Annotated in this window: 21 protein-coding genes and 1 other RNA gene; 4 read left to right on the top strand and 18 right to left on the bottom strand. The window is 31.8% G+C overall.

Translation table 11 applies throughout. The features are described from left to right. Positions 1 to 4: 4 nt before the first annotated feature. Complete coding sequence (locus tag RD055328_RS04685) at positions 5 to 1,345, bottom strand: glucose-6-phosphate isomerase (protein WP_244087643.1); 1,341 nt, start codon at positions 1,343 to 1,345, stop codon at positions 5 to 7. Between the two features lie 60 nt (positions 1,346 to 1,405). Beyond that, the gene (locus tag RD055328_RS04690) at positions 1,406 to 2,023 is read right to left on the bottom strand and encodes a VanZ family protein (protein WP_244087644.1); all 618 of its coding nucleotides are present in this window, start codon (positions 2,021 to 2,023) and stop codon (positions 1,406 to 1,408) included. An 83-nt stretch (positions 2,024 to 2,106) separates the two neighbouring features. Between RD055328_RS04690 and RD055328_RS04695 the strand changes: the two genes are divergently transcribed. Beyond that, positions 2,107 to 4,242, top strand: a complete 2,136-nt coding sequence (locus tag RD055328_RS04695) for an LTA synthase family protein (RefSeq protein ID WP_244087645.1) — start codon at positions 2,107 to 2,109, stop codon at positions 4,240 to 4,242. A gap of 6 nt (positions 4,243 to 4,248) precedes the next feature. Here the strand turns inward: RD055328_RS04695 and RD055328_RS04700 are convergent, their stop codons facing one another. Beyond that, entirely contained in the window at positions 4,249 to 5,706 is a 1,458-nt protein-coding gene (locus RD055328_RS04700) for a HAMP domain-containing sensor histidine kinase (protein WP_244087646.1), read from the bottom strand. A gap of 1 nt (position 5,707) precedes the next feature. After that, positions 5,708 to 6,439 carry a response regulator transcription factor gene (locus RD055328_RS04705; protein ID WP_244087647.1) on the bottom strand — a complete coding sequence of 244 codons (732 nt, stop codon included), beginning with the start codon at positions 6,437 to 6,439 and terminating at the stop codon, positions 5,708 to 5,710. A 96-nt stretch (positions 6,440 to 6,535) separates the two neighbouring features. Between RD055328_RS04705 and RD055328_RS04710 the strand changes: the two genes are divergently transcribed. After that, positions 6,536 to 7,321 (top strand): Cof-type HAD-IIB family hydrolase, encoded by a 786-nt coding sequence (locus tag RD055328_RS04710; protein ID WP_244087648.1) that lies wholly within the window; start codon positions 6,536 to 6,538, stop codon positions 7,319 to 7,321. A gap of 13 nt (positions 7,322 to 7,334) precedes the next feature. Here the strand turns inward: RD055328_RS04710 and RD055328_RS04715 are convergent, their stop codons facing one another. From RD055328_RS04715 to RD055328_RS04725, 3 genes are all read right to left on the bottom strand, one after another. Continuing rightward, entirely contained in the window at positions 7,335 to 8,336 is a 1,002-nt protein-coding gene (locus RD055328_RS04715; protein WP_244087649.1) for a zinc-binding alcohol dehydrogenase family protein, read from the bottom strand. Positions 8,337 to 8,338: 2 nt separating this feature from the next. After that, positions 8,339 to 9,709 (bottom strand): Na+/H+ antiporter NhaC, encoded by a 1,371-nt coding sequence (gene nhaC / locus RD055328_RS04720; RefSeq protein WP_244087650.1) that lies wholly within the window; start codon positions 9,707 to 9,709, stop codon positions 8,339 to 8,341. A 305-nt stretch (positions 9,710 to 10,014) separates the two neighbouring features. Beyond that, the gene (locus RD055328_RS04725; RefSeq protein ID WP_244087651.1) at positions 10,015 to 10,653 is read right to left on the bottom strand and encodes a LysM peptidoglycan-binding domain-containing protein; all 639 of its coding nucleotides are present in this window, start codon (positions 10,651 to 10,653) and stop codon (positions 10,015 to 10,017) included. A gap of 346 nt (positions 10,654 to 10,999) precedes the next feature. Here RD055328_RS04725 and RD055328_RS04730 point away from each other — a divergent pair, with 346 nt between their 5' ends. Continuing rightward, on the top strand, positions 11,000 to 11,548 hold the full coding sequence (locus tag RD055328_RS04730; protein ID WP_244087652.1) for an NADPH-dependent FMN reductase: 549 nt from the start codon (positions 11,000 to 11,002) through the stop codon (positions 11,546 to 11,548). A 22-nt stretch (positions 11,549 to 11,570) separates the two neighbouring features. Here the strand turns inward: RD055328_RS04730 and RD055328_RS04735 are convergent, their stop codons facing one another. The 3 genes from RD055328_RS04735 to RD055328_RS04745 form a co-directional block, all read right to left on the bottom strand. Further along, positions 11,571 to 12,305, bottom strand: a complete 735-nt coding sequence (locus RD055328_RS04735) for a YibE/F family protein (RefSeq protein ID WP_244087653.1) — start codon at positions 12,303 to 12,305, stop codon at positions 11,571 to 11,573. Continuing rightward, complete coding sequence (locus tag RD055328_RS04740) at positions 12,305 to 13,354, bottom strand: YibE/F family protein (protein WP_244087654.1); 1,050 nt, start codon at positions 13,352 to 13,354, stop codon at positions 12,305 to 12,307. The genes RD055328_RS04735 and RD055328_RS04740 overlap by 1 nt, the downstream gene beginning before the upstream one ends. Before the next feature lie 71 nt (positions 13,355 to 13,425). Then, positions 13,426 to 13,587 (bottom strand): hypothetical protein, encoded by a 162-nt coding sequence (locus tag RD055328_RS04745; RefSeq protein WP_244087655.1) that lies wholly within the window; start codon positions 13,585 to 13,587, stop codon positions 13,426 to 13,428. 133 nt (positions 13,588 to 13,720) lie between these two features. Between RD055328_RS04745 and ssrA the strand changes: the two genes are divergently transcribed. Next, positions 13,721 to 14,084: a transfer-messenger RNA gene (ssrA, locus tag RD055328_RS04750) on the top strand. Positions 14,085 to 14,117: 33 nt separating this feature from the next. Here the strand turns inward: ssrA and RD055328_RS04755 are convergent. The 8 genes from RD055328_RS04755 to comGA all read right to left on the bottom strand — a co-directional run bounded on the left by RD055328_RS04755 (position 14,118) and on the right by comGA (position 19,895). Continuing rightward, entirely contained in the window at positions 14,118 to 15,305 is a 1,188-nt protein-coding gene (locus RD055328_RS04755) for an acetate/propionate family kinase (RefSeq protein WP_244087656.1), read from the bottom strand. 4 nt (positions 15,306 to 15,309) lie between these two features. Then, positions 15,310 to 16,329 (bottom strand): class I SAM-dependent methyltransferase, encoded by a 1,020-nt coding sequence (locus RD055328_RS04760; RefSeq protein WP_244087657.1) that lies wholly within the window; start codon positions 16,327 to 16,329, stop codon positions 15,310 to 15,312. A gap of 227 nt (positions 16,330 to 16,556) precedes the next feature. Then, positions 16,557 to 16,949 (bottom strand): ComGF family competence protein, encoded by a 393-nt coding sequence (locus tag RD055328_RS04765; RefSeq protein ID WP_309295422.1) that lies wholly within the window; start codon positions 16,947 to 16,949, stop codon positions 16,557 to 16,559. 22 nt (positions 16,950 to 16,971) lie between these two features. Then, positions 16,972 to 17,253, bottom strand: a complete 282-nt coding sequence (locus RD055328_RS04770) for a hypothetical protein (protein WP_244087659.1) — start codon at positions 17,251 to 17,253, stop codon at positions 16,972 to 16,974. Beyond that, positions 17,243 to 17,668: a competence type IV pilus minor pilin ComGD gene (gene comGD / locus RD055328_RS04775; RefSeq protein ID WP_244087660.1), complete on the bottom strand. Its 426-nt coding sequence runs from the start codon at positions 17,666 to 17,668 to the stop codon at positions 17,243 to 17,245. The genes RD055328_RS04770 and comGD overlap by 11 nt, the downstream gene beginning before the upstream one ends. Beyond that, positions 17,652 to 17,948 (bottom strand): competence type IV pilus major pilin ComGC, encoded by a 297-nt coding sequence (comGC, locus tag RD055328_RS04780; RefSeq protein WP_244087661.1) that lies wholly within the window; start codon positions 17,946 to 17,948, stop codon positions 17,652 to 17,654. Before comGC ends, comGD begins: the two co-directional genes overlap by 17 nt. Further along, the gene (locus RD055328_RS04785; protein WP_244087662.1) at positions 17,948 to 18,937 is read right to left on the bottom strand and encodes a type II secretion system F family protein; all 990 of its coding nucleotides are present in this window, start codon (positions 18,935 to 18,937) and stop codon (positions 17,948 to 17,950) included. The genes comGC and RD055328_RS04785 overlap by 1 nt, the downstream gene beginning before the upstream one ends. Further along, a complete protein-coding gene (gene comGA, locus RD055328_RS04790) occupies positions 18,930 to 19,895 on the bottom strand; it encodes a competence type IV pilus ATPase ComGA (protein WP_244087663.1) in 966 nt (321 codons plus the stop codon). The genes RD055328_RS04785 and comGA overlap by 8 nt, the downstream gene beginning before the upstream one ends. Positions 19,896 to 19,917 lie beyond the last annotated feature (22 nt).

Consider the following 19,917-nt stretch of genomic DNA (forward strand, 5'->3'; position numbering starts at 1 on the left):
GTTATTACAATCTTTTATTTAATTCTTTACCAAGCTCTTCGAACCCTGGTTTTCCAAGTAGAGCAAACATATTTTTCTTATAAGCTTCTACACCTGGCTGATTGAATGGGTTAACTCCATTCAAGTAACCTGAAATACCAACAGCAATTTCAAAGAAGTAAATCATGTATCCTAATGAATATGCATCTTGTTCTGGAATGCTAATTGTCATAACAGGAACGCCACCATCTGTATGTGCAAGAACTACACCTTCATAAGCGCGTTTGTTAGCAAAGTCCATTGTCTTACCTTCAAGATATCCTAATCCGTCAAGATCTTCATCATACTTAGGAATTTCAAGGTCATGTCTTGGTTTGTCAATCATGACAACTGTTTCCATCAAGTTACGACGGCCTTCTTGAATATATTGACCTAATGAGTGTAAATCGGTTGAGAAGTTCGCACTTGAAGGATAAATACCTTTTTGGTCTTTACCTTCAGACTCACCCATCAATTGTTTCCACCATTCACCAAGATATTGTAGGTTTGGTTCGTAGTTTTCTAATAATTCAGTTGTGTATCCCTTACGGTACAAGATATTTCTTGTAGCAGCGTAACGGTAAGCTTCGTTTTTATTTAAATCAGTATCTGTATAGTCTGTGCGAGCTGCTGCTGCACCTTCCATTAACTTATCGATATCAATTCCAGCTACGGCAATTGGTAATAAACCAACAGCAGATAAGACTGAGAAACGTCCACCAATATCATCAGGAACAACGAATTCTTCATAACCTTGTGCGTCTGATTCTTGTTTTAAAGCACCTTTAGCGCGGTCAGTTGTTGCATAAATACGTTTAATAGCTTCAGCTTCACCATATTTTTCAATTAATTTTGCTTTTAAAATGCGGAATGCAATTGAAGGTTCAGTTGTTGTTCCAGATTTTGAAATAACATTAATACTGAAATCACGATCACCAATTACATCAATTAAGTCAGATAAGTAGTTAGGTGAAATTGAGTTACCAGCAAAGTATACTTCTGGAACTTTCTTATCATTATGAACATTGTAAAAACTTGAACTTAAAAAGTCGATTGCAGCTTTAGCTCCTAAGTAAGATCCACCAATACCGATTCCGATAAATACTTCTGAATCGTCTTGAATCTTTTTAGCTGCAGCTTTTATACGTGAAAATTCTTCCTTATCATAGTCAACAGGCAAGTCAATAAATCCGCGGAAATCACTACCTGCACCAGTACCTTGGCGTAGTTGTGTATCTGCAGCATCAACCATTGCTTGGATTTCGTCTAATTCATTATCATTAATGAATGGTGTTAATTTTGAATCATCGAATTTAATATGTGTCATAATCTATTCCTTTCAAAATGAATACTTTATAATTTTAGTTCATTTGCTAATAAATTTCTATTATTTAAACGCTTTTTTCAAAGATTTACCAAACTGGTATAGACAATACCCCAAAATAACTCCAAGCACATTAAAGATGACATCATCAATATCTGTTACCCCAGATTGTAAGAAAAATTGTGCTGTTTCAATAGAAATAGAAAACAATGCTCCCATTATAGTAACTTGTAACAAATTAATTCTTTTCTTCTTTAACGCAGGAACCATAATTCCAAATGGAATAAACCACGCTATGTTTCCGTATAAATTATAGAAGAAATCTACAATTGATGTTCCGCCAGCTAATTTTAATGTCTCGATTATTGGTATAATATTAATTTCAGATAGTGAACGTCCAGTAACTATATGAATATCCCAAGGGAAATATTGTGCTCGAAATACTGTTAGGAATAATAAAAGTAGAATATATGCTACGAACAATCCTAATCCTAATTCTCGTTTGAATTTAACTTTTCTTTTTTTCTTCTTAAGGTATAGAATACGAAGAACAATATAAATCAACAAATAAAAGATTGTTTTGTCCAAACTTAAAATTGACAATCTAATTAACGGAAAATGATTTATTTTATCTGCATATAAATGTATTAATTGTTGGTATAATGGATTTAAAAATATCATAGTATAACTTTCTAAATAATTTTTCTTCACTATTAATACTATCAGTCTTAATTATTTAATTAAAGATTTAAGGAATGAACTTAATGAATAAAAAACAAAAACTATTTACTACACGTTTCGGCTTTATTACGTTATTAACAATTTTAATAGCACTCAAGTCAATTTTTGCTTATTATTTTGAATTTAATTTAGGAATTGCGGATCCTTTTCAACATTTAATTGCTGTCTTAAGTCCTTTTGCTACTACCATTTTTTTACTAAGCATTGGTTTATATATTAATCGAGAAAAGATCGCATATACTGTTACTCTAGTTTTATATTTTATTGAAACGTTAATTTTATACAGTAACATCATATATTATCGCCAATTCACTGATTTTCTTTCTTTTAATACTATTATCTCAGCAGGTAAAGTTTCTAAAGGTCTTGGATCTAGTACATTCAATCTAATGCAGTTCCATGATATCTTTTACTGGTTAGATTTGGTTATTATCATTGTTTTATTAGTGCGTGGCATTATCAAGCTAGACACACGTCCTATTAAGAGAATCACTGCCTTTGCAACAACCATCTTTGCTGTCTTCTTATTTACCTTCAACTTAACGTTAGCTGAGAGTAATCGTCCCCAACTTCTAGGCCGTACTTTTGATCGTTCATATATTGTTAAGTACTTGGGAATTAATTCATTTCTTGTTTATGATACGGTTAAAACCGCTCAAAATGATGCCGTTCGTTCTAATACTGACGGCACTGACATAACGCCTGTTCTCGATTATGTGAATAACAATTATGCAGCACCTAACCCCGATTATTATGGTGTGGCTGATAAAAAGAATATTATTGTTATTCATTTAGAAAGTTTTCAACAATTCTTAATTGATTACAAAATTAATGGACAAGAAGTGACGCCATTTATTAATTCTTTATATCATAGTAATGACACTCTAGCTTTTAAGAATTTCTTCCATCAAGTTGGACAAGGTAAAACTAGTGATGCCGAAACAATGATGGAAAATAGTCTTTATGGATTACCAGAAGGTTCAGTCTTTACTAAGTTAGGTCCAGATAATACTTTCCAAGCAGCTCCAGCTATTCTTAACCAGCAAAAAGGCTATGATTCGGCTGTTTTCCATGGCAATGTAGCAAGCTTCTGGAGTCGTAATAGTGTTTATAAAAACTTTGGATACCATTATTTCTTTGACCAAAGTTACTATGATACTTCAATTGCTGATTCCAGCACTCAATACGGTGTAAAAGACAAGTTAATGCTTTCTCAAAGTGTTAAGTATCTCGAACAACTTCAACAACCTTTCTACACAAAATTTATTACGGTAACTAACCACTATCCTTTCCCACTTGATGACGAAGATAATGATGGGTTCGTTCGCCCACAGACTGACAATCAGGTAGTTAATAATTACTTTGCTACAGCTCACTATCTTGATAATTCAATCCGAGAATTCTTTGATTATCTCAAAAAATCGGGAATCTATGATAATTCAATGATTGTTCTCTACGGAGATCATTATGGATTATCAGATTCAGATAACAAGTCGTTAGCACCTCTGTTAGATAAAGATCCTAAAACTTGGAACGACAATGATAATGCTCAGTTACAACGAGTACCATTCATGATTAATATGCCCGGACTTAAAGGTGGCATTCAAAATCAATATGGTGGTGAGATTGATGCATTACCTACCATTCTTCACTTAGCAGGTGTAGATACCAAAGGATACGTTCAATTTGGTACCGACTTATTATCATCTCAACATAACGCTAATGTTGTATTCCGCAACAAGAACTTTATTAACAAGGATTACACAGTAATTCATAATAAGAATGGTCAAGAAGATATTTACGATAATAAAACAGGGTTGTTAATTGAAAATCCTAGCAAAGAAATCCTTAAAAAAGTTAAAAACATTCAAGAGGATAGAAATACTTCATTATCATTATCTGATAAAGTTAATAATACTAACTTGTTACGTTTCTATACACCAACAGGGTTTACTCCAGTAGATCCAACTCAATATAATTATTTTGATCAGATTCAACAACTTGAAAAGATGAGAGAATCCTTAGGAAACAAATCTACAAGTGTTTTCTCAGAAAATAACAATCGATCAACAACTACTAACTATGACACTGATGCGGCAGAGCTATACGGCCGTAATTCTATTGATAATTTAAATATTTTAACAAACAAAAAAGACTAACTTAGGTTAGTCTTTTTTGTTTATATATTTTTGATCATAAAGTTTAACAATAAACGATGTACCTTTACCTAGTTCACTTTCCACTTCAATTTCACCTTGATGCATTTCAACTAATTGATGAACTATTGATAATCCTAATCCTGATTCACCTTTTGTCGTTTTTCTTGAAGGATCAGCTTTATAGTAACGATCCCAAATATTTTGTACTTCATCTTTCGACAACCCAATTCCAGTGTCTGAAACTGATATCATAGTTCCATTTTCAATCTTATTTAAAGAAACTTTTATTGTTCCATTTTCAGTAAACTGAATGGCATTCTGCAAGATATTAAAAAATATTTGTACAAACCGATCGTAATCAGCATATACTTCAATACTTTTATCATCTGCTACCAATTCAATCACATCGTTCGCATCTTTTAATTTTGTTTCTAGTTGTGAAATGATATTTTCTATCGGTGTGATTGCTAAAAAGGTGCTCTTCGTTAAAGAAATTTGATTAGTTCTGATTTTCTCATAATCAAGATTTTCGGAGACCAATCTTATTAATCGATTGGTCTCATTACTCATTAATTCCAGACTCTTCTCTTTAGATTCTTCAGGAATAACGTCGTAGCGAAGACCTTCAAGAATACCATTGATAGTAGTTAGAGGTGTTCTCATTTCGTGAGACGCGTTAGCCATAAAATCTTTGCGTCGTTGTTCTTGACGATCTATCTCTTCATTGGACTCTTTTAAGGAATTAACCATCACATTAAAGTCAGCAGCTAAGTCATCAATCTCATCACGTCTCTTCACATTAATTTGTACGTCAAAGTCATTAGCGGCAACTTTTTTTGCTGCAACTCGGAGACGATTAATTCGTGAAATATGATATTTAGCTAATAAGTAACTTAAAAGAATCGAAACAATTAACGAAATCAAGATAGTTGTATATAAGTTCTTTTGCATATCTTTCAAATTGTTTCTCAAGCTAGATACCTGTGATCCTACCCAAACAGCACCAACTAATTTGTCGGATCTAAACCACGGAACAATAACAAAGGTCATTTCTCCGTTGTTCCCAGAAAACTTAGGCGTTTGTAGACCGTTATCAGTTTCTTCTTTAACAACTTTATTCTTTTTTATTTTTTTCCAGATTTCTGGTTTTAAATGGGTGTTAGTACTGTCTTCTGGATAAGTTTGATCATTGTTAGCATCAAAAACTGCAAATTGAACAGATTGATCTTTTAATACATCTTCTAGATCATCTATGAAACCACCGGTGACGTTTTTAATTTCATGGGTTTCAGGATCTTCTTTTAATGCCATGCTTCCTAAACTATTTCCATAACTCTCTAATTGTTCCCACGTTTGTTGATATTCCAAGTGCTCATTATATTTTTGAATAGAGATAGCCAAAATACAAAGCGTAGTGAAAATCACAACAAAAAAACTAAGCATCTGTTGATAAATTAGTTTCATATCAATTTACACCTGTATCGTCAAATTTATAGCCCACTCCCCAGACAGTGCTAATTACTTGAGGTCCGACTTTTTCAATTTTTTGACGCAATTTTTTGATATGAGCATCTACTGTTCTTTCATCACCAAAGAAGTCGTAACCCCAGATTTGTTCGAGTAATTGTTCACGAGAAAATACTTGCCTAGGTTTAGTAGCAAGAACTTTTAATAGTTCAAATTCTTTAGGAGTAAGATCTGGTATATCGTTACCAGTAATTGATGCTTCACGAGTTTTACTATTCAATTTAAAAATACCGGTATCTATATCATTTTTTTCAGTATTTTGCTTTTCTTCACTTGTTTCTTCATTCACATTTGTACTATGTAAATCACTTCGTCGGTGTAATGCCTTAATTCTGGCAATCAATGTAATAGGACTAAATGGCTTAGTGACATAGTCATCAGCCCCTAATTCTAATCCTAAAACTTGATCACTTTCTGTATCACGTGCTGTGAGCATAATTAATGGTACCGTGTCAGAATTTTGGCGAATCTGTTTAGCTACTTCCATTCCATCGATTCCAGGAAGATTCAAATCCAAGGTAATAATATCCCAGTTATCAACATCAGAATGAAAAATCTTAAGAGCGTCATCACCATTGTATGCAAAAGTTGCTTCCCAACCCTCTTTTTGGAAAAACATATTCATCATCTCTGAAACTGACTTATTGTCTTCAATCATTAATATCTTCATAAAAACACCCCTGAAACCTTTATAGCTTATTTTACCATGAATCTGTTATCCTTAGATTATACTACAGAAAAAAACTTCGTAACCAAAGGAGCAAATATGGATCTAAATAATTTAAATGGTGTTGTCTTTTTTGATTTAGACGGAACACTTCTAAATGATGAATCAAAAATAACTGATGAAGTTGCGGCCGCAACTGAACAATTGAAAGTAAATAATATCTTACCGGTTATTTGTACGGGACGTTCTCCTCACGAGATAACGCACACACAGGAAATGACAAATATTGATACTGTAATTACTCTTAATGGTAGTTTAGTTAAAAATGGTCAGAATATTATTTATCAACGCATTATTCCAACCGACTTATGTGAACAAGTATTAAAAACTGCTGATGAATCTGGTGAAGCAGTAGCAATGTACAATAATAATACTATTGCTGCCACTACCGATAAAACTACAGAATTCATTGAAACCCATCATTTAATTGCGGAACCAATGCCACCAATTAATCCTGAATTTTATCAAAATAATGATATTAATATGATGGTTATCTATACTCAAGATTCAGGTAGTAGTTATAATAATAAATTTTCTGACCACCTAAAATTCTACAAAACTGGACTATTCTCATTAGATTGTGTAATGAAAGAAGAATCTAAAAAAACAGGAATTATTCATTTACTAGAAGAACTCGGTCTATCTAATGTCCCTACTTATGCTTTTGGTGATGGACCAAATGATATTGAAATGCTTGATTATGTCGATCATGCTGTAGTTATGGGAAATGCCAGAGAAGATATCTTCTCGCATGCGGAATTCATTACTACTAAAAATACTGATAGCGGAATTTTTAATGGTTTAAAACATTACAATTTAATCTAAATAAAAAAGACGTCTAATTAACGTCTTTTTTTATTACTATTTTTCCAGTCACATGACCATCTTCCAATAATTTGGTAGCTTCTTTAATATTATTTAAATTAAATCCAACAAATGTCTTATTTAAAGTAGATTTTATTTTACCCTCATCTAACCAACGAGCAATGTCACTTAAATATTGTCCTTGTGTAGCCATATTTTGTGTCTGATATAAAGACTTAGCAAACATATACTCCCATTCAAAACTTGCTGCTTTTGGTTTCAAATCATTAATATTTGAATTCATATTAGTAATTGCAACAATTTTACCAAAAGGCTTAATCAAGTGAACTATTTCATCCCAGTGAGGATCCACCGGTGCAAACACTAAAATATAATCAAACATTTTGTCGTTTAATTGCTTTACCAAGTCTTGATGATGATCAATTACTTCATCTGCACCTAAGCTTGTTACCCATTGAGTATTCTTGGGTGAAGCAGTTGCTGTAACATGTAATCGTGCAATTTTTGCTAATTGAGTAGCTATTGAGCCAACACCACCTGATCCATTGATAATCAAAACTGATTTATCACTATTATCAGCGTTTAAATCAATTCCTAATTTATCTACCAGTGCTTCATAGGCAGTTAAACTAGTTAATGGCATTGCAACTGCTTCTTCTAAGCTTACTTTGGTTGGAGCTAAGGCGACAATTCGTTCATCGATAGCTGTGTATTCAGCGTAACTGCCCTCACGGCTGTGATCACCAGCAAAAAATACAACATCACCTATATCAAACTTATCAACTTGTGATCCCTTATCAACGATTTTTCCGTAACCATCAAAACCAACTATCATTGGTTTATCTAATTCTTTAGTAACTTGTTTTCTGGTAGCTATATCAACAGGATTTAAGGAAATCCCTTGTATTTCAACTAATACATCATGATTTCGTAATTGTGGACGGTCAGCAGAAAATTCCGTGAAGCTATCTTGATGATCAATTGGATAATATTTTTTAAAACCAAAAGCTTTCATACTTAATTCTCCTTTTTATCGATTCCAATACCAGTATAACCACTAATAACAGAAAGAATAGGTGAAATCCATGCAAATATTACAAATGGTAAGTAAGCTTGTGTTGGTACTCCTAAAGTTGCAGCTGCAAAAGAACCTGCGACACCCCAAGGAATTAAATAATTAATTACTGTCCCACCATCTTCTAAAATTCTACTTAGAACTACTGGCTTAAATCCTTTTTTGTCATACACTTTTCTAAATGCATTCCCTGGCAATATTGCTGATAAATATTGTTCACCTACAAATATATTTACACCAAGTCCCGAAAGAATTGTCATTAAAACTAAGTTCCCCGTTTTATTAATATTCTTCGTTGCTAAATCAATCACGTTTTGGATAATTCCAAATTTCATTAATAATCCACCTAATGACAGAGTGATTATGATTAATGCAACTGTTGGCATCATACTTATAATTCCACCTCGAGATAATAAACTCGAGAGATTTTTATCTGCAGAGTCCAATATATATCCATTATTAAGAATATTAGTAATTTTTTGTATGCTGATATGTGAATCTTGAATATAAATCAAACCTACAGAAACACTTATATTTAACAATAACGTTCCTATTGCCGGCATCTTAATAATCGCACAAACAAACATTAGAATAATCGGAATGCTTTGCCACCAGCCAATCACAAAATGATTACTTATCTCTGATTGTAATTGGTTGATAGCTATTGTATGTGCACCAGTAGCCTCAGGATTAATAATTGCAAAGAATACCAATGAAATTATAAGAGCCGGCACTGTTGTCCACATTAGATGTTTAATATGATCAAACAAATCAGCACCAGAAATAGCAGCAGCCAAATTAGTAGAATCTGATAATGGAGACGTTTTATCTCCAAAAATAGCTCCTGAAATAACTGCACCACTAGTTATGACCGGATCAATCCCTAAAGCATTCCCCATACCTAACAACGCTATCCCAATAGTTGAAATAATTGTGAAAGCTGAACCTATTGATGTTCCAATAACTGCACACACTAGAAATACTGAAGGTACAAAAAATTGAACACTAATTATCTTGAATCCAACTACCATAAGCGCAGGAATTACTCCGGCAGCAATCCATGAGCCAATTAGCGCACCAATCAAAATAAAAATAACAATGGGAATTATTCCACCTGTGACTCCTTGTTCAATTCCATCAATAATATCGTCCCAACTAAAGCCTCTTATTTGAGCCCATAGTATTAATAACGCAATAATAAATAGTATTGGTATTTGTGGAGCCAATCCTAACTTAATAACACTAAAGCCTAACAATACAATCATTGTTAATAAAACAATAATTGATTCAGAAATTGTAATGTTTTTTTTCATAACTTGTCTCCTATATTTAATCGGTAATTATTTAGGGTAATAAAAAAGTCCCTGCTGCTATAAATAGCAACAGGGACGATATAATCGTGGTACCACCCTTATTCGCACCAAAAAAGATGCCTCAAATAAATATTTAATTAAAATAATTCGTGAGTACATCCTGACCGATTCGCATCAACCACCGGCTTTCTGACACCCAGATGAGTCACTACTTAATTACCTAGTAGTACCAACATACATATGTTTAGAAATTAAGTCAATAAAAAAATCCCACTAATGTGAGATTTTCAATCTATATATTAATCTTAGTACCAACCATGACTTAACCAGAAACTCTTAGCACCTTGCCATGAACCATAACGGCTATAAACATAATTATGTGCAGCACGTTCTTGATTAGCTGGTGAGTAGTCACCATTCAAATAGCTACTTGATAATTGGTAACGGCCAATGTAAATACCGTTTCTAGCACTGTATGAACCACCTGATTCACGTTGTGCAATCCATTCTTTAGCAGCATTTTCTGAGCCTGTTGTTGAAGATACAACAGATTGTGTTACAGCAGGTGTTGTTTTAGCAACAGGTGCCGCAGTTGTAGCTTTAGTTGTAGTAGCTGCTGGTGTAGCAACTTTTGCACTGTTTTCTTTTCTAGCTTTTGCTTCGTCTGTTTGTAGACCAGGAATGATTAGTTCTTGATCAGGTTTGATAATATCGCTAATTGAATCTAAATCATTAGCTTTAACGATATCTTCCATATCAACGTCATAATCAAGAGCTAGTTGCCATAGATTATCACCATTTTCTAGTTTAACTTCAGTTTTCTTTTCATTCTTAGTATCTGTTACGTTAACTACTGATTCAGCTGAAACTGGGGATGCTGTTACAAAAGTAGTCACTAGTGTGGCAGTTGCCATACCTGTTGCAAGTAAATTTCTAAGTTTCATAAATTCCTCCGTGAAGTAAAGTACTTCGTTTTTTAGTACAGGGTGAACTATACACGATGAATGTTTCATTATTGTTACAGAAAGTAGTTAATTAATTTACTGAAAATTACAAAATGCCGGTATTACGTCACATTTGAAGTACGAATATACATTCGCGCAAGCTATAACAGTGATTAACGACGTATATTAATTTTACAGCAATATTACAAAACACGATATTTTGACGTTTTCAACTTAATATTTCTTGAATTAATTTTCAAAAAACTAGTTTCGAGACAAAATATTTTACCTATTTTTACATAAATGCTATTTTAACTAGGTACTAAATACAAAGGAGAAATTAGAAATGGCAAAAAAAGTAGCCGTTCTTGTCGGAAGTTTGCGTAAAGCTTCCTATACTAAACAAATTGCTCAAAACATCATTAATCTATTACCAGATGATTTTGAAGCAGAGATTATCGAAATAGGTAATTTACCTTTCTATAATGAAGAATATGATGAAGGTACTACTCCAGAATCATATACAACTTTCAGAAACAAAATTTCGGGTATGGACGCTGTTATTTTTGCAACACCTGAATATAACCGTTCAGTACCCGCAGTTCTAAAGAATGCACTTGATGTTGGCTCACGTCCATATGGTAAGAGCGCCTGGAATAACAAACCTGCAGTTATTATCAGTACTTCAATAGGAGCAATAAGTGGATTTGGTGCTAACCATCACCTTCGCCAATCATTAACATTCTTAAACATGCCAGTTGTTCAACAACCTGAAGCATATATTGGCAATGTAGCTAGTCTTCTTAATGAAGATGGTATTGTTACAGATGAAGGAACTATCGGCTTCTTACAATCAATTGTTGATGCTTTCGTAAACTTAGTTAATAAATATTAACAAAAAGCCTAGAATAAATATTCTAGGCTTTTTTTATTTGTCGATAACAATAATATGAAGTTAGCGGTACTGTTAAAACCACAGCCATCATACAAATTAAAATGGTCATAATTTGAGTTACGATAATTTTGTCATTTAAAATCTCCAAAAATGAATAGTTCAATCGTAATAAGATAATAGTAGTTGGGAATAACAGCGATACAAGATTTAAAAATAACGTAGTCATTTGTGCTTTTAAGATCATACTACCTATCTTCATTCCAGATAAGAATACTTTGTCATCCAAAATATAATCTGGTTGATATTTTTCAAAAATTCCTTCTGAGATAGCGATACTACTCTCTGAGACAACACCAATAGCGTTAATAATAATAATTGCTATTAATAAACTATCGAATTTCACAGTGCCAGCTTGCATCCCTTCAATTATATCTATATTGATTAGACCGAATCCTTGTATAGAACTTGTTTTTTCAATCAAGATGGCTATTAATAAGACGAATATAATAATTAATGTAGACACTTTAAAAGATAGATCAGCAGACATTTGATTTTTAACATTTAAATAAATTGAAATAGCTAAAATTGCAACCGATAATATAATGCTTGAAATTATTATATTAAATCCGTCACAAATTAAAATTAGCAAAATATATATCAAGAGTGTATTTAATAATACACTGAAAACAAAATTAAATATTTGTTTTTGTAAAACAAATACTAACGTAAGTAGAACAACCATTAATAAATAAAACATTAGTTATCCTCCCTTATTAAAACTCTACTAAAGATGTAACTAGTGATTGGAACTGCTAAGGCAATTCCTAAAACACTAATGAAGAACTGGGCAATTTCAGAACTAATAATCAATTGGAACAATTCTTTTTTGGGATAGTTATTGCTTAGATAAACAGTAATCTCATTGAAATGATTAGCGATGATTATAAAGAATAGAATCCCTACTAACGGCCCGATTAAATCACGACCTATTTTTATTCCAATACTATATAATTCACGTTGAGTAATATCAGCTTTAGTCTCTGATATTTCTTTCATAGAAGCGGTAATATCTATAACTTCATCTAAAATTATACCAGCCACTCCAAAAATAACTTGCGCAATGAATACACTTATATATGGTTGAACTCCAGCTCCTGAAAATTCGAAATTAATTTCAGAAAAGTTATTAATTTTTAAACAGTAAATTCCAATGACTACAGCAATTAAAATCGATAATATAACAGAGCTCATCAAATAAATAATAAGTTTACTTTTCCCAAAGAGAAAAATGGCAGTGATAGTTAAAATAATTAGAATCATACCAACTGATATAGGAATAACGTATTTAGAATTATGATTAACCAATTGAATAAATGCTAAATATAGTAGGAAATAGCCAGTAAATATTCCTATGTTTTTTATTAGCGTTGGAATAATCAATGTTAACAATAAAATCAAAAACATTAATCCACTAGTAACAATATAATCTTTTTTAATGTTCAAAATAGTTTTACTATTACTACTCAAAATCAATTGTTGCCCTTTGCGAACTTTAAAATCAGTCATCTGAGAGGTGGAATATTGATTGGTTACTTTTTTTGTTTTCATATTTCGATTCAAAATGGTTCCAGAGATACTTTGAGTTATCTGACGATTACCATCTTCATCAATAGGTATCGAATCTATCTGTTTCACATCTTGAACTACCATTATCGGATTCTTATATAACCCAGTATCAAAATAAGTTCCTACTCCTACAGCTATTAATAATGCAAAACTCAAAATTATACTATACTTTTTTTTCATATTGTTAATGTTACCTTTTTAACCGTAATAAAAAAAGAAACAAAACATAATTGTCTTGTTTCTTTCAATAATTATTTTTTGTTCATCATATCTTTTGCTTTATCAACAATATCATCTTTAGCATCATTTAACTTGTCTTTAGCAGCATCTAAACCACCATCTTTCAAGTTATCTACTTGATCTTTAACAGCATCAGTGATGTTATCTTTAATCTTATCAAAATCAAATCCCATAATTAAATCCTCCCAAATATGTTTATACATAATTAGTTTATACTATTTATTAGATTTTTGCTATTTATTACTATAAAAAAGTTTTTCATTTGCCCTTAGCATCATTTGAAGGTACACTTATATAAGTAATTCGGGGGTCGTTCTGGATTCGACATGTGTAATAGCGTGTGAGCTGCACTTCGTAGCGTCATCTACGTAAAAATGGCACAGTTTATTATAACTGCAAAAAATAATAACTCTTACGCTGTAGCTGCTTAATAACCAGTTCTGCGTGATCCATCTGGGTTAGTCCCGAGTCCAGTCGTGGGTCCTATAATTGAGGGACTACGTTTAACTGTGCATTCTGAATAGTTAAAAAGAGATTACCGGAATAGCCATTATGGCTTGCCTGGTTGTGTGGCGTACATAGTGGCGAAACTTAAATAACACATCTATGAGTGTAGATGTTCACATAGCATTATGCTTGGACGCGGGTTCGACTCCCGCCGACTCCATAAAAAAACCTTTCACAAATGTGAAAGGTTTTTTTATTATTTAGTTAATCTAACAACGTCTCTTACAATCATCAATTCTTCATCAGTTGGAATCATCATAACGTCAACTGTTGAATCATCTGCACTAATTACACATGCGTCATTTGCATTTTCATTACGAGTTTCATCAATCTTCATACCCATGTAATTAAAGTTATCAATCACTGCTTGTCTAATTTGTGGATTATGTTCACCCATACCAGCAGTAAATACAATAGCATCGACACCATTCAATAGAGCGATATATGAACCTACATATTTAACCAAGCGATTAATAAAGATATCAATTGCTAATTGTGAACGTGGGTTTTCATCTTTTGTAGCGATTAAGTCACGCATATCTGGTGATACGCCAGATATACCTAATAATCCTGACTTATTATTAAGAATTTCAATCATATCATCAGGGTCATTAATATTCTCTTTGTTCATAAGATAAGCTACTAATGATGCATCAATATCACCAGAACGTGAACTCATTGTAACACCTGCAAGTGGTGTGAATCCCATAGATGTATCTACAGATTTACCACCATCAATAGCAGTAATTGAAACACCACTACCAATGTGCATAGTTATCATCTTCAAATCTTCAATTGGCTTGTTTAATACTTTAGCAGCTTTCTGTGAAACATATTTATGAGAAGTTCCATGAGCTCCAAACTTACGAACACCATATTTCTCATAGTATTCATAAGGAATACTGTATAGATAGTTTTCTTTATCCATAGTTGTATGGAATGAAGTATCAAAAACAGCCACTTCTGAAGCGTTAGGTAGAATCTTCATAAATGATTCAATACCTTTCAGCTCAGCTATGTTATGAAGAGGTGCAAAGTCTGCATATTTCTTTATTCCCGCTAAAACTTTGTCATCAACTACAATTGAATCTTCATACTCACTACCACCAGAAACAACACGATGTCCTACACCTGTAATTTCTTCAATACTTTGAACCACATTTAGTTCCAATAAGTTATCTAATAACATATTGACCGCTTTTTCGTGTGTTTCAATATCTTCATTAATTTCTTTTTTTTGCCCATTAAACTTAATTGAGAACACTGATCCTGGGATACCTAAACGATCAACCATACCTTCAGCAATGACCGCTTCTGAAGGAACTTCGTATAATTTCCATTTTAATGTTGAACTACCTGAATTTACTGCTAATATTTTACTCAATTCCCTACTCCTTATTAAAATTTGAATTTGTCCAGCTATTAATTTCCGCTTCAAAATTTTTAAATAAACGCATATCTTTTAATGAAGGAATTTCGCCCATCAAGACATTGTCTACTTGTTTAGCATCATCACCATGTTTTTGCAAAATCACGAGTGATTTTTGTGCTTCTTTTGAATGAAACATATCATTTGGGAAACTAAGGACTCCCTGTAAGTATACATTTGAAGTCATCCATTTGGCTAGGGTTTGTGACTGATTAGTTTTAAATATTTCGCTTGGAACTACAAATATACCAAATCCACCATTTTTTAGATGTTCCATTGAATTCTCAATCAACAAATGATGTGCAAACGATTTGCCCTCACTTGCTTTAGTCTCAAAACGCTCCAAATCTTCTTCAATTGGATAATACCCAACAGGCAAGTCAGCTATAACAAAATCAGCTTCTGATATGGGCCAAAGCGCTACTGAATCTTGATGATATAAATCAAGATTAATATCTAATAATTGTGAATATGAATCAGTCACACTTAATAGTGAATCATCATTATCAATACCAATTCCAGAAATTTTCATTTCATTTGTTGCTTTAATATTATTAATAACCTGCAACAATAAATTACCAGCTCCAACTGTTGGATCAATTATGCTTAAGCTATCTTCATCTGTAATAGCAATCAACTCATGCATTATTAGACTCACAATCATAGCTACAGAACCTGGTGTCATCAATTTATTTACTTCAGTTGCATCATCTTTTTCAGCTTTTAGGATAGCTAATTGCATCACATCAAGTAATTCCTTAATGCTAAAACCACTTAGGTTAATATTCTTATATTTACTTTCTAATTCTTCAACCGTTTGTTGATCTGGTGCATTATTCTCCACAAAAACTTCGCCAACTAATAAATCATGCATATTTTCAGCTAAAGCATCATGATTACTGGTTTTTAAAGCCTCTTGTAAAATCGTGGTCGTTTCTATAATTTGCTTAAATAATTCTTCTATCTTTTCTTCTGCCATAGTTTACCTCAATTAGTCTGTTAATTAAGTTTACAGATAAAGAAGTACTATTACAAGCAAACTAAGTTCAATTATATAAGATAGAATTTATTTCTTTTTGGTAATAATTATCTAATTCTCTATTAACTTTTACTTCATTTTGAAAGGATGTAACTTTTATCAATAAACATGTAGTTGTCAACTGCAAAGCTATAATAGAAATTAATAATACAGATGCCTTTCTAGTCTTATATTTTATTAACATATTCATATGTCCTTCTATATTTTAATCGTGCTTTCATCTGGAAAATATTATCATGATAATTCATTTCTATTTGTTTTACATCGTTAAGTAATGGCATATGTCCACCTTTAACTCCTTTCACACGAATCATACCTTTATATTGTTCTAATACATAATCCTTATTAGGTTGTGTATAGTTTGGACCAGATACTAACATTAACTTATCATTCTTACACTCTTTTATTTTTGCTCCAGCTAATAAATAATCCAATTTTAACATTGAAGTGTGCCACTTAATTAGTGTTAGATTTTCTTGTCTAATTAATCGATTGGTAAAAAATATTTCATTACAAATCACTGAGAAACATACGGTGCTTAATAACAAATATAAAATCACTTCATATAAAATAAATCCTCGACTATTTCTTATCAATTATAAATTTCGTTCCCTTACTTGAGTTTAATATGTAATTTTTAGAGCCTATTTTTTTCAGTTGATACTTACTGTCATCTATAACAATTGTACCTTTTTGAGTCTTAGTTAATTTTATAAATGCTAAATCAGCATTCATTGAATCTCGCTGATGAATTAGAAAAGAATTCATATTTTGAAAAGACATCACTAATACAAGACAACTGGTTATTGAAATGGATAATCCAACGAGAGCTTCCACAACAACAAAACCACGATTAACTTTCAATAATTTCACCCCATTCCATTTGGATTTTATATTTAATCAACTTTTGGGTATCAGTGTCATAAAAAGCAATAGTGAATGGCCTGACTGTTCCGTCTCTATCAATAACAACAGATCTGGTCGTTTCCAAATGAATTCCTTTAGGAAGTGACATTTTTTTCTTATCATTGCTTCCGATTTGATCGTAGATAATCAGTTGATTACTAGCATCAAATTTAAAACGAACATTATCATGATGAATTTTTGACTGAATTAATGAATAACTCCAAGCAGTCTTAACCTCATTGAAAAATATTACTTTTTGAAGATTATTCTCAATTTTGTTGTAACTACTTAGAGGAATCAATAAAAACATTGTAATGATTACAAGCGCAATAACCATCTCGAGTAATGTGAATGCTTTATTTTCCTTTCTCAACGATTCCATCATGAATAGTTATCCCTTTTTCTTCCGCATGTTTCAGTTGTTTATCTGAAATGTAATGACTTGTTGCAAGGCCTTTTAACGTGGGCGTTTCCCCTTCATATAAATCAACTTGCCCTTGAAGCGTTGTTATAAAAGCTTCATCAGTTTTGTTAGTAGCATGTTCTTTTTGACTAGCTAAATTAGGAATTACAATCAATAACAAAAGCGTAATAATGAAGATAACAAAAACCATTTCTATTAATGTGAAACCTTTGTGTTTTATTTTTTTCATTAGTACATCCCTTCCATCATTCCATATACTGGAACTAATATTTTTAAATAAGTGTTTAAAATTAGAATCGCGATTATACCAAAAACAATCGGTTGAATTTTAGTTATTATCTTTTGTACCTTTTCTAAGGTCTCATCATATTTAATTTCCGCAAGAGCTAATACCTCGGATCCTAAATCACTATGATTTAGACCTGAAACTGTTAAAATTTCTAATTCCTTAGGCATTAATTCGTTATATCTAATGAAATCCGCGATGTTTCCACCAAGTTTCAGATGATGAATTAATCGTTTTTGAATCCTAAAATATGATGACTTCTTAGAAAATTTCATCTCGCATATATCAGAAATCTTCATTCCACTTTTGATTATCAATCCAATGCTAAATAATAAATTGTATTCATAATAGCTTCGATAAATCTCACCAATTATTGGTAATCGAATTTTTCTTATAACTTTTGTATACTCATTTGATTTTCTAATAATGATAAATTGAAATAAAAGATAAATGATACTGCTAACAATGGCAACGATAATAAACCAATCAGAAAATTCTAACCAAAAAGTTAATGTCGATTTTTTATAATCAAACGTAAAAAAACTTTTAATAAAAATAATTATCATAATCAAAAACATAAAAATAAATAATGGATACATCATTAGTAATTTAATTTTTTTAACTTGTTTATTTTTAATTGCCATCAGCTCGCCTAGTTGAAGAATAACTTTCTTTAGTAATCCGTTCTTCTCGGCTAATTCCAATTGCGAAATCATCATTTCCGGTAAGTTTAGTAATCTCATATTTCCGCTAAAAGATAATCCCATATTCAAGCTTGTTGTCATTTTGTTAAATACATACCTCAAATTAGGGTACTTAAGGCCTAAACAATGAATTGAATTATTTAATGAAAATCCATTATTCAACAATTTTCCAAGCAAATATATTATTTCAATTTGAGCACCACCTGTGATTCTTCGTCTTCTATCCATGAATAAATTCTTCAAATACTTTTTGATTAATCACACCTTCTTCATATAATGTATTAATTTTATCTTCCCAATCTTTTAATTCTCGGCATTCCACATGTTCAAAACTTGTTGTCAATTCATCATCAATTAACATATCTTGTAAGCAAATCAAATCTTTAGACTTGGTAGGAATTAGTCTTTGATAGACTGATGCTATTAGTGAAGATTTCAATGAAAACATATCTACATTAAACTCTTTCATACGACTAATAACAGAATACTTCGACTTAGCATGTATAGTGGATAATACTGTATAACCACTCAAAGCCGCCTTAACAGCTAAATTAGCGGTTTTCGAATCACGTATTTCTCCAATAATTAATATATCTGGACGTTGTCGCAGACTAGACTTAATCAATTCTTCGTAACCAATACCGGCATCGTCATTAATCTGTAGTTGAACAAAATCGTCAGCAATTATTTCGGTAGGATCTTCTATACACATAACTAGCTTATTAGTTGATATTTTTTTAGCATAACTATACATAAAACTAGTTTTCCCAGACCCCATAGGGCCACTAAACAAAATCAATCCTTTCTTATTGATGAACTTATTAAAATTTTCAGGTAACTCAATATTTTTCGCTTCAACATAAATTAATCTAATAACTAAAATTTCTTTCCCTAAATAATTACCAACTGAAGATAAACGTAAATTAATTTCTTCCTTATTAATTAAATATTTAGTCGAACCTATTTGTGGTCGCCGATGTTCACTAATATCCATCCCGCCTTGAAACTTAAAAAAATTAATCAATTGATTACCAGATTCATCATTTATTAGTTCATAATCAATTCTCCCTTCTCTGACTTTAAAACTGATTTGAAAATCATTTTTATATGGAATTATAAAGATATCTGAAGCTTGTTTTTTACATGCTATACCTAATAATTCTTCAATATGTTTGCTAACTGTCATAATTCACCTCCGTCCTTATTAT

This window comes from Companilactobacillus sp. RD055328 (assembly GCF_022835675.1).
Taxonomy (GTDB): domain Bacteria; phylum Bacillota; class Bacilli; order Lactobacillales; family Lactobacillaceae; genus BQUT01.

Coding starts and splice junctions, on each gene's coding strand:
- RD055328_RS04685 (WP_244087643.1), bottom strand. CDS start 1,345: ATGACACATATTAAATTCGATGATTCAAAATTAACACCATTCATTAAT.
- RD055328_RS04690 (WP_244087644.1), bottom strand. CDS start 2,023: ATGATATTTTTAAATCCATTATACCAACAATTAATACATTTATATGCA.
- RD055328_RS04695 (WP_244087645.1), top strand. CDS start 2,107: ATGAATAAAAAACAAAAACTATTTACTACACGTTTCGGCTTTATTACG.
- RD055328_RS04700 (WP_244087646.1), bottom strand. CDS start 5,706: ATGAAACTAATTTATCAACAGATGCTTAGTTTTTTTGTTGTGATTTTC.
- RD055328_RS04705 (WP_244087647.1), bottom strand. CDS start 6,439: ATGAAGATATTAATGATTGAAGACAATAAGTCAGTTTCAGAGATGATG.
- RD055328_RS04710 (WP_244087648.1), top strand. CDS start 6,536: ATGGATCTAAATAATTTAAATGGTGTTGTCTTTTTTGATTTAGACGGA.
- RD055328_RS04715 (WP_244087649.1), bottom strand. CDS start 8,336: ATGAAAGCTTTTGGTTTTAAAAAATATTATCCAATTGATCATCAAGAT.
- nhaC (WP_244087650.1), bottom strand. CDS start 9,709: ATGAAAAAAAACATTACAATTTCTGAATCAATTATTGTTTTATTAACA.
- RD055328_RS04725 (WP_244087651.1), bottom strand. CDS start 10,653: ATGAAACTTAGAAATTTACTTGCAACAGGTATGGCAACTGCCACACTA.
- RD055328_RS04730 (WP_244087652.1), top strand. CDS start 11,000: ATGGCAAAAAAAGTAGCCGTTCTTGTCGGAAGTTTGCGTAAAGCTTCC.
- RD055328_RS04735 (WP_244087653.1), bottom strand. CDS start 12,305: ATGTTTTATTTATTAATGGTTGTTCTACTTACGTTAGTATTTGTTTTA.
- RD055328_RS04740 (WP_244087654.1), bottom strand. CDS start 13,354: ATGAAAAAAAAGTATAGTATAATTTTGAGTTTTGCATTATTAATAGCT.
- RD055328_RS04745 (WP_244087655.1), bottom strand. CDS start 13,587: ATGGGATTTGATTTTGATAAGATTAAAGATAACATCACTGATGCTGTT.
- RD055328_RS04760 (WP_244087657.1), bottom strand. CDS start 16,329: ATGGCAGAAGAAAAGATAGAAGAATTATTTAAGCAAATTATAGAAACG.
- comGC (WP_244087661.1), bottom strand. CDS start 17,948: ATGAAAAAAATAAAACACAAAGGTTTCACATTAATAGAAATGGTTTTT.
- RD055328_RS04785 (WP_244087662.1), bottom strand. CDS start 18,937: ATGGATAGAAGACGAAGAATCACAGGTGGTGCTCAAATTGAAATAATA.
- comGA (WP_244087663.1), bottom strand. CDS start 19,895: ATGACAGTTAGCAAACATATTGAAGAATTATTAGGTATAGCATGTAAA.